The organism is Suipraeoptans intestinalis, assembly GCF_009696485.1.
Classification (GTDB): domain Bacteria; phylum Bacillota; class Clostridia; order Lachnospirales; family Lachnospiraceae; genus Suipraeoptans; species Suipraeoptans intestinalis.
In genome coordinates, this window is sequence record NZ_VULY01000011.1 from 1 (window position 1) to 8,272 (window position 8,272).

Here is an 8,272-nt window from a genome sequence, read left to right on the forward strand (position 1 = left end):
GATTTTCAGGGAGACAGGACCAGTGTGGAAATGTTTCAGATGATCTCGGATACGTTGACGGTGATGGCAGGAGGGAGGGAAGGAATATGCAGAAACTGATAACCAGACTGGCATTGACCAACCTGAAGAAGAACAAAGAGATTTATATTCCGTATATGATTTCCGGGTGCTGGCCTGCGCCTTCTACTATATTTTTACGACCTTGTCAATGAATCCGGAAATAGAAGCGCTCTATGGGGCAAAACGATCGGGGAAACGTTGCGGCTGGGCGGTCGAATCATAGCGCTGGCGGCCGGTGTGATTGTGCTGTATGCCAACAGCTTCACGATGAAGCGAAGAATGGTGGAAATGGGGCTGTACTCTGTATTGGGCTTGGAAAAACGCCATATCGGGAGAATGGTGGCTATAGAAAATCTGCTGGTGGGATGCACCGTGATGGTCACAGGACTGGTGACGGGAATGCTGCTGGATAAGCTGTCCTATGCAGTGCTGCTGCGGTCATGAGATTTCCTGTGACACTAAATTCTTTCTTTTCTGTTCGGGCGGTAGGAAAGACAGGAATCGTGTTTGGGCTGATATTTCTGGCAGTGATCTTTGTGAATTGCTGGAAGATCATGCGGTACAATCCATTGGCGTTGATGAAAGAAAAACGAAGCGGAGAGAAAGAAGTTCGTTTCTTGTGGCTGGGAACGCTTTTGGGAGTTTTGATGCTGGGAGCAGCTTATACGATTGCAGTCCGGGTGGAGAATCCGGTAAAGGCACTGACACTGTTTTTTCGGAGCGGTTCTTTTGGCCTCAGGAGGAACGTTTTTCATTTTTCGATCCGGAAGTATCATGCTGTTTCGGCTGTTGCAAAAAACAAAAGCTACTACTACAAGCCGCAGAATTTTATTCCGTTCCCAACATTTTCCGGATTCGTAAGAATGCGGCGGGAATGGCGAGTATCTGCCTTCTTTGCTCCATGGCGCTGGTATCTTTGATCGGAGGGATTTCCCTCTACAAGGGAGGAAGAGAATACCTGAACGCCGTTGCTGCAAAGCCTTATGTAGTGGACATTTCCAGAGGAGAAAAGGAAGTGGAGGCCTCCCAAAAGACAGTGCAGGAGCTTTGGGAAACCGAGGATAGAATCCTTGCCGGCATAGAGGAAAAGTATGGACTGAGCCAGAAAGGCGCCAGAAATTACAGGTATGTTCTTCTTCCGCTGCAAGAGGAAAAAGCACCTTACAAAATAAATCAGCCAACGCAGGGAATTGAGATTCCAAAGGCATACCTGACAGTAATAGACCAGTCGGCATATAAGGTTATGACCGGGAAATCGGAGAACCTAAAAGAAACGGAAGTATTACTCTATGACCCTTCTGGTTCTTCCAAAGAAAAGCAGGTTACGCTGGAAGGACAAACCTATCAGATTAAAGAGCAATTGGATACAGATATTATTTCGGGCAACATTTCCAGGGGGATGTCCAACCTGGTAAACAACCAGAAGGTTATGGTGGTTTCTGATCTGAAAAAATTTGAGGAAGTACAGGAGACCCTGAAAGAGAAAGAAAATATAAGCTGGCATCATTTTTACAGTTGGGAAACCAAAAACAAACAGGAAAAGGATTTTAGGGCAAAGGTAGAAGCAGAATTGCAGACATATCCGGAACTACAGGGAATATCCAGCGTGTCGATAACAGACCGTCATTACGATGAATTGGAATATTATCAGCTGATTGGAGGGATCGTATTTATCGGAGGATTTTTGGCGCTGCTGTTCCTGTCAGCCATGGTCCTGGTGATTTACTACAAGCAGTATGCAGAGGCCCATGAGGACTGCGAACGGTTTGCTATCCTGCAAAAAGTGGGCTGGATGGGAAGGACATCAATAAAACCATTGCAAGACAGGTGTTGACAGTCTTCTTCATGCCGATCACATTGGCGATCATTCATATGATCTTTGCATACAATATTGTGCAGCAGATTCTTCAATTGCTGGGTGTGATCAATAAACGGCTGATGCTGGGGGTCAGTGTAGGAACCAGTGTGGTCATGGTGGCCTTCTATGGAGCAGTCTATCTTATGACTGCGAAAGTTTATAAAAATATTGTAACAAGGAGATAGAAGATCAGAAGCCTGCCCTCCTATTTGGGGAGGGGATTCCGGACAAAGAGATCAGATATTGAAAACAGACCTTGTCAGAAAAAGAATCCCGCAGGAGCCGGACAATCCGACTTTGCGGGATTTTTTCTGGAAAGAGATGCTATCATTTCTGCGCAAGCTCTTTGCTGATAAAAAGCGGTGGCAGAAAACCTGTCGATGGAGGAGAAGAGATCTAGATGAACAAATTCAGATTTCCTTCTTCTGCTTCTGCCAGGTAGCTGGCCACACCGGCAACCTCCACATCCGGAAGCAGTTCCTCCCGGCGGATTCCCATGATGTCCATGCTCATGGAGCAGGCTACAAAGGTCACTCCCATTTCTTTTGCCCGCTGCATCAGCTGGCGAAGGCTGTCTACCTGTTTCTGCTTCATAATGCGTTTGATCATAGAAGTTCCCATGCCTGCCAGGTTCATTTTGGAAATGTGCAGCTTATCCGCGCCCTTTGGCATCATCCACCCAAAAAGCCGGGCCATGCCGGACTTGGAAACATGGATGGCAGGATCCCGCAAAATATTTAACCCCCAAAAAGTAAAGAACATAGTGACTTCTTTTCCCATGGAAGCGGCTCCGGTGGCGATGATGAAAGAAGCAATGGCCTTATCCAAGTCGCCGCTGAATACCACCATCGTAGCCTTTTCCCATCCCTTGAAAGAAGAGGCTGGGAAGCGGAAGAAGGGCAGCAGGCAGAAAATTTGGTATCAGAGGTCTTTTCAATGACAGCCTTTGTAACCCTCTCTGTCTGAGAAAGCTCCAAGAGGGTGTAGCCCATTTTTTGACACCAGGCCGAAATGTCCTGGGAGAATCCGGGGTCGGTTGCCAAAACCTCTACGGTATCTCCAAAATCAGCGCAGTTTAGCTCCTGAAAAACCTTGGCAATGGGGCCGGGGCACTGGAGCCCTCTGGCGTCAATCTGCTTGCGGGCGAGGTGCCAGGACCTGCAGAAGAAGTACTCCCGCAAAGAGGTGGGGAAGCTTCCTCACCGGCAGAATCCTTGCTGTCAGAGGAGTTGCCAGACTGCTTTAAAACATCCGGATGGTCTGTGCAGGCAAGTCCCTTTACCGGCGGGAGCTGCTTCTGGCGGATATCCAGCTTCAGTTGTGAGTAAGACCGGTATCCGCCATCTACATTGACACAGGAGAATCCCTGCTGCTTCAGGATCCGGCAGGCCAGATAGCCCCGCAGTCCCACCTGGCAGGTGACGTAGATGGTCTGATCTTTTGGAAGCTCCGAAAACCGGTCACGCAGTTCATCCAGCGGGAGATGGCGGGCGCCGGGAATAGAACCCAGAGCAAACTCACCGGCAGTTCGGACATCCAACAAAAAGCCGCCCTGCTCTACAATGTGGTCGATTTCGCTGACAGATACAGCTTCTGCCAGACCGGTCAGCAGATTGGAGGCCACGTAACCGGCCATATTTACAGGATCCTTTGCGGAGGAAAAAGGAGGAGCGTAGGCCAGTTCCAGATCCTGTAGCTGGAACACCGTCATGCCGGCGGAAATAGCCGTGGCGATTACATCTACCCGCTTTTCCACGCCGGAGGTTCCGATGATCTGGGCTCCCAGGATTTTTCCGCCGGGAGCTTCAAAGATCAGCTTCAGATCCAAAGGCGCTGCGCCGGGATAGTATCCGGCGTGGGAGAGGGGATGGATATGGATGGATCTTATATCAGATCGCCCCATTTGTTTCAGGCGCTTTTCGCTGTATCCGGTGGAGGAAGCAGTCAGATCAAACACCTTTGCCACGGAAGTACCCAGGACGCCCGGATACCGGGAAGGGATGCCGCAGATCCGGTCTGCTACGATCCGGCCTGACGGTTGGCAGGAGAAGCCAGGGCGATAGAAGAAGGCTCCTGGTATACGAGGCCCTTTGTTTCGATGGCGTCACCGACTGCATAAATATCGGAAACGGAGGTTTCCAGATATTCATTGACCAGAATATGGCCGGTCCAGAGCAAGACGCGTGCCAGCTGGTTTCCGGATTCCGATGAAACACAGTCAGATCGAGAAAAGAAAAGAGTTCCAGCTGGATAAAAAGATCGGTCTTCTCCCGATGATTCTGGCTCAATGAATATCTGGAAACCTCCGTTTCCGATATTTATGCAGTCGGTGACGCCATCGAAACAAAGGGCCTCGTATACCAGGAGCCTTCTTCTATCGCCCTGGCTTCTCCTGCCAACCGTCAGGCCCGGATCGTAGCAGACCGGATCTGCGGCATCCCTTCCCGGTATCCGGGCGTCCTGGGTACTTCCGTGGCAAAGGTGTTTGATCTGACTGCTTCCTCCACCGGATACAGCGAAAAGCGCCTGAAACAAATGGGGCGATCTGATATAAGATCCATCCATATCCATCCCCTCTCCCACGCCGGATACTATCCCGGCGCAGCGCCTTTGGATCTGAAGCTGATCTTTGAAGCTCCCGGCGGAAAAATCCTGGGAGCCCAGATCATCGGAACCTCCGGCGTGGAAAAGCGGGTAGATGTAATCGCCACGGCTATTTCCGCCGGCATGACGGTGTTCCAGCTACAGGATCTGGAACTGGCCTACGCTCCTCCTTTTTCCTCCGCAAAGGATCCTGTAAATATGGCCGGTTACGTGGCCTCCAATCTGCTGACCGGTCTGGCAGAAGCTGTATCTGTCAGCGAAATCGACCACATTGTAGAGCAGGGCGGCTTTTTGTTGGATGTCCGAACTGCCGGTGAGTTTGCTCTGGGTTCTATTCCCGGCGCCCGCCATCTCCCGCTGGATGAACTGCGTGACCGGTTTTCGGAGCTTCCAAAAGATCAGACCATCTACGTCACCTGCCAGGTGGGACTGCGGGGCTATCTGGCCTGCCGGATCCTGAAGCAGCAGGGATTCTCCTGTGTCAATGTAGATGGCGGATACCGGTCTTACTCACAACTGAAGCTGGATATCCGCCAGAAGCAGCTCCCGCCGGTAAAGGGACTTGCCTGCACAGACCATCCGGATGTTTTAAAGCAGTCTGGCAACTCCTCTGACAGCAAGGATTCTGCCGGTGAGGAAGCTTCCCCACCTCTTTGCGGGAGTACTTCTTCTGCAGGTCCTGGCACCTCGCCCCGCAAGCAGATTGACGCCAGAGGGCTCCAGTGCCCCGGCCCCATTGCCAAGGTTTTTCAGGAGCTAAACTGCGCTGATTTTGGAGATACCGTAGAGGTTTTGGCAACCGACCCCGGATTCTCCCAGGACATTTCGGCCTGGTGTCAAAAAATGGGCTACACCCTCTTGGAGCTTTCTCAGACAGAGAGGGTTACAAAGGCTGTCATTGAAAAGACCTCTGATACCAAATTTTCTGCCTGCTGCCCTTCTTCCGCTTCCCAGCCTCTTCTTTCAAGGGATGGGAAAAAGGCTACGATGGTGGTATTCAGCGGCGACTTGGATAAGGCCATTGCTTCTTTCATCATCGCCACCGGAGCCGCTTCCATGGGAAAAGAAGTCACTATGTTCTTTACTTTTTGGGGGTTAAATATTTTGCGGGATCCTGCCATCCATGTTTCCAAGTCCGGCATGGCCCGGCTTTTTGGGTGGATGATGCCAAAGGGCGCGGATAAGCTGCACATTTCCAAATGAACCTGGCAGGCATGGGAACTTCTATGATCAAACGCATTATGAAGCAGAAACAGGTAGACAGCCTTCGCCAGCTGATGCAGCGGGCAAAAGAAATGGGAGTGACCTTTGTAGCCTGCTCCATGAGCATGGACATCATGGGAATCCGCCGGGAGGAACTGCTTCCGGATGTGGAGGTTGCCGGTGTGGCCAGCTACCTGGCAGAAGCAGAAGAAGGAAATCTGAATTTGTTCATCTAGATCTCTTCTCCTCCATCGACAGGTTTTCTGCCACCGCTTTTTATCAGCAAAGAGCTTGCGCAGAAATGATAGCATCTCTTTCCAGAAAAAATCCCGCAAAGTCGGATTGTCCGGCTCCTGCGGGATTCTTTTTCTGACAAGGTCTGTTTTCAATATCTGATCTCTTTGTCCGGAATCCCCTCCCCAAATAGGAGGGCAGGCTTCTGATCTTCTATCTCCTTGTTACAATATTTTTATAAACTTTCGCAGTCATAAGATAGACTGCTCCATAGAAGGCCACCATGACCACACTGGTTCCTACACTGACCCCCAGCATCAGCCGTTTATTGATCACACCCAGCAATTGAAGAATCTGCTGCACAATATTGTATGCAAAGATCATATGAATGATCGCCAATGTGATCGGCATGAAGAAGACTGTCAACACCTGTCTTGCAATGGTTTTATTGATGTCCTTCCCATCCAGCCCCACTTTTTGCAGGATAGCAAACCGTTCGCAGTCCTCATGGGCCTCTGCATACTGCTTGTAGTAAATCACCAGGACCATGGCTGACAGGAACAGCAGCGCCAAAAATCCTCCGATAAATACGATCCCTCCAATCAGCTGATAATATTCCAATTCATCGTAATGACGGTCTGTTATCGACACGCTGGATATTCCCTGTAGTTCCGGATATGTCTGCAATTCTGCTTCTACCTTTGCCCTAAAATCCTTTTCCTGTTTGTTTTTGGTTTCCCAACTGTAAAAATGATGCCAGCTTATATTTTCTTTCTCTTTCAGGGTCTCCTGTACTTCCTCAAATTTTTTCAGATCAGAAACCACCATAACCTTCTGGTTGTTTACCAGGTTGGACATCCCCTGGAAATGTTGCCCGAAATAATATCTGTATCCAATTGCTCTTTAATCTGATAGGTTTGTCCTTCCAGCGTAACCTGCTTTTCTTTGGAAGAACCAGAAGGGTCATAGAGTAATACTTCCGTTTCTTTTAGGTTCTCCGATTTCCCGGTCATAACCTTATATGCCGACTGGTCTATTACTGTCAGGTATGCCTTTGGAATCTCAATTCCCTGCGTTGGCTGATTTATTTTGTAAGGTGCTTTTTCCTCTTGCAGCGGAAGAAGAACATACCTGTAATTTCTGGCGCCTTTCTGGCTCAGTCCATACTTTTCCTCTATGCCGGCAAGGATTCTATCCTCGGTTTCCCAAAGCTCCTGCACTGTCTTTTGGGAGGCCTCCACTTCCTTTTCTCCTCTGGAAATGTCCACTACATAAGGCTTTGCAGCAACGGCGTTCAGGTATTCTCTTCCTCCCTTGTAGAGGGAAATCCCTCCGATCAAAGATACCAGCGCCATGGAGCAAAGAAGGCAGATACTCGCCATTCCCGCCGCATTCTTACGAATCCGGAAAATCAAGTTGGAAACGGAAATAAAATTCTGCGGCTTGTAGTAGTAGCTTTTGTTTTTTTGCAACAGCCGAAACAGCATGATACTTCCGGATCGAAAAATGAAAACGTTCCTCCTGAGGCCAAAAGAACCGCTCCGAAAAACAGTGTCAGTGCCTTTACCGGATTCTCCACCCGGACTGCAATCGTATAAGCTGCTCCCAGCATCAAAACTCCCAAAAGCGTTCCCAGCCACAAGAAACGAACTTCTTTCTCTCCGCTTCGTTTTCTTTCATCAACGCCAATGGATTGTACCGCATGATCTTCCAGCAATTCACAAAGATCACTGCCAGAAATATCAGCCCAAACACGATTCCTGTCTTTCCTACCGCCCGAACAGAAAAGAAAGAATTTAGTGTCACAGGAAATCTCATGACCCGCAGCAGCACTGCATAGGACAGCTTATCCAGCAGCATTCCCGTCACCAGTCCTGTGACCATCACGGTGCATCCCACCAGCAGATTTTCTATAGCCATTCTCCCGATATGGCGTTTTTCCAAGCCCAATACAGAGTACAGCCCCATTTCCACCATTCTTCGCTTCATCGTGAAGCTGTTGGCATACAGCACAATCACACCGGCCGCCAGCGCTATGATTCGACCGCCCAGCCGCAACGTTTCCCCGATCGTTTTGCCGCCATAGAGCGCTTCTATTTCCGGATTCATTGACAAGGTCGTAAAAATATAGTAGAAGGCGCAGGCCAGCACCCCGGAAATCATATACGGAATATAAATCTCTTTGTTCTTCTTCAGGTTGGTCAATGCCAGTCTGGTTATCAGTTTCTGCATATTCCTTCCTCCCTCCTGCCATCACCGTCAACGTATCCGAGATCATCTGAAACATTTCCACACTGGTCCTGTCTCCCTGAA

General features: G+C 49.5%; 11 protein-coding genes and 2 pseudogenes. 6 read left to right on the top strand and 7 right to left on the bottom strand.

Annotated features, from left to right (window positions below; genetic code table 11):
• Positions 1 to 258 precede the first annotated feature (258 nt).
• Genes FYJ34_RS00405 through FYJ34_RS00420 form a run of 4 tightly spaced genes read left to right on the top strand, consistent with a single transcriptional unit; the run spans position 259 to position 2,103 of the window.
• Positions 259 to 504: an FtsX-like permease family protein gene (locus tag FYJ34_RS00405; protein ID WP_173017032.1), complete on the top strand. Its 246-nt coding sequence runs from the start codon at positions 259 to 261 to the stop codon at positions 502 to 504.
• Positions 505 to 512: 8 nt separating this feature from the next.
• Positions 513 to 980 carry a hypothetical protein gene (locus FYJ34_RS00410; protein ID WP_154475287.1) on the top strand — a complete coding sequence of 156 codons (468 nt, stop codon included), beginning with the start codon at positions 513 to 515 and terminating at the stop codon, positions 978 to 980.
• Entirely contained in the window at positions 935 to 1,894 is a 960-nt protein-coding gene (locus FYJ34_RS00415) for a hypothetical protein (protein WP_154475289.1), read from the top strand. The genes FYJ34_RS00410 and FYJ34_RS00415 overlap by 46 nt, the downstream gene beginning before the upstream one ends.
• Before the next feature lie 11 nt (positions 1,895 to 1,905).
• Positions 1,906 to 2,103: a hypothetical protein gene (locus FYJ34_RS00420; protein ID WP_154475291.1), complete on the top strand. Its 198-nt coding sequence runs from the start codon at positions 1,906 to 1,908 to the stop codon at positions 2,101 to 2,103.
• A gap of 211 nt (positions 2,104 to 2,314) precedes the next feature.
• Here FYJ34_RS00420 and FYJ34_RS00425 read toward each other — a convergent pair whose 3' ends face one another.
• Genes FYJ34_RS00425 through FYJ34_RS12940 form a run of 4 tightly spaced genes read right to left on the bottom strand, consistent with a single transcriptional unit; the run spans position 2,315 to position 4,096 of the window.
• Entirely contained in the window at positions 2,315 to 2,767 is a 453-nt protein-coding gene (locus FYJ34_RS00425; RefSeq protein ID WP_154475293.1) for a DsrE/DsrF/DrsH-like family protein, read from the bottom strand.
• On the bottom strand, positions 2,656 to 3,099 hold the full coding sequence (locus FYJ34_RS15480; protein ID WP_154475295.1) for a sulfurtransferase TusA family protein: 444 nt from the start codon (positions 3,097 to 3,099) through the stop codon (positions 2,656 to 2,658). The genes FYJ34_RS00425 and FYJ34_RS15480 overlap by 112 nt, the downstream gene beginning before the upstream one ends.
• Positions 2,994 to 3,884 carry a rhodanese-like domain-containing protein gene (locus FYJ34_RS12935; protein ID WP_330582449.1) on the bottom strand — a complete coding sequence of 297 codons (891 nt, stop codon included), beginning with the start codon at positions 3,882 to 3,884 and terminating at the stop codon, positions 2,994 to 2,996. The genes FYJ34_RS15480 and FYJ34_RS12935 overlap by 106 nt, the downstream gene beginning before the upstream one ends.
• Positions 3,885 to 3,937: 53 nt before the next feature.
• Positions 3,938 to 4,096 (bottom strand): FAD-dependent oxidoreductase, encoded by a 159-nt coding sequence (locus FYJ34_RS12940; RefSeq protein WP_235899134.1) that lies wholly within the window; start codon positions 4,094 to 4,096, stop codon positions 3,938 to 3,940.
• Between the two features lie 303 nt (positions 4,097 to 4,399).
• Between FYJ34_RS12940 and FYJ34_RS12835 the strand changes: the two are divergent.
• Both FYJ34_RS12835 and FYJ34_RS15485 read left to right on the top strand, forming a co-directional pair.
• Positions 4,400 to 5,416: pseudogene (locus tag FYJ34_RS12835) on the top strand (sulfurtransferase TusA family protein); the annotation flags it as partial.
• Between the two features lie 93 nt (positions 5,417 to 5,509).
• Positions 5,510 to 5,961 (top strand): annotated as a pseudogene (locus FYJ34_RS15485) (DsrE/DsrF/DrsH-like family protein).
• A 211-nt stretch (positions 5,962 to 6,172) separates the two neighbouring features.
• Here FYJ34_RS15485 and FYJ34_RS00450 read toward each other — a convergent pair.
• The 3 genes from FYJ34_RS00450 to FYJ34_RS00460 all read right to left on the bottom strand — a co-directional run bounded on the left by FYJ34_RS00450 (position 6,173) and on the right by FYJ34_RS00460 (position 8,191).
• Positions 6,173 to 6,817, bottom strand: coding sequence for an FtsX-like permease family protein (locus tag FYJ34_RS00450; protein ID WP_154475297.1), 645 nt, complete (start codon positions 6,815 to 6,817; stop codon positions 6,173 to 6,175).
• Positions 6,802 to 7,446 carry a hypothetical protein gene (locus FYJ34_RS00455; RefSeq protein ID WP_154475299.1) on the bottom strand — a complete coding sequence of 215 codons (645 nt, stop codon included), beginning with the start codon at positions 7,444 to 7,446 and terminating at the stop codon, positions 6,802 to 6,804. Before FYJ34_RS00455 ends, FYJ34_RS00450 begins: the two co-directional genes overlap by 16 nt.
• A gap of 124 nt (positions 7,447 to 7,570) precedes the next feature.
• Entirely contained in the window at positions 7,571 to 8,191 is a 621-nt protein-coding gene (locus tag FYJ34_RS00460) for an FtsX-like permease family protein (RefSeq protein WP_154475301.1), read from the bottom strand.
• Positions 8,192 to 8,272 lie beyond the last annotated feature (81 nt).

What these genes read in the sequence shown, in the direction of transcription:
- FYJ34_RS00460 (WP_154475301.1), bottom strand. Translation starts at nt 8,191, where the DNA reads ATGCAGAAACTGATAACCAGACTGGCATTGACCAACCTGAAGAAGAAC.
- FYJ34_RS00415 (WP_154475289.1), top strand. Translation starts at nt 935, where the DNA reads ATGGCGAGTATCTGCCTTCTTTGCTCCATGGCGCTGGTATCTTTGATC.
- FYJ34_RS00450 (WP_154475297.1), bottom strand. Translation starts at nt 6,817, where the DNA reads ATGTCCAACCTGGTAAACAACCAGAAGGTTATGGTGGTTTCTGATCTG.
- FYJ34_RS00455 (WP_154475299.1), bottom strand. Translation starts at nt 7,446, where the DNA reads ATGCTGTTTCGGCTGTTGCAAAAAAACAAAAGCTACTACTACAAGCCG.
- FYJ34_RS00420 (WP_154475291.1), top strand. Translation starts at nt 1,906, where the DNA reads ATGCCGATCACATTGGCGATCATTCATATGATCTTTGCATACAATATT.
- FYJ34_RS00425 (WP_154475293.1), bottom strand. Translation starts at nt 2,767, where the DNA reads ATGGTGGTATTCAGCGGCGACTTGGATAAGGCCATTGCTTCTTTCATC.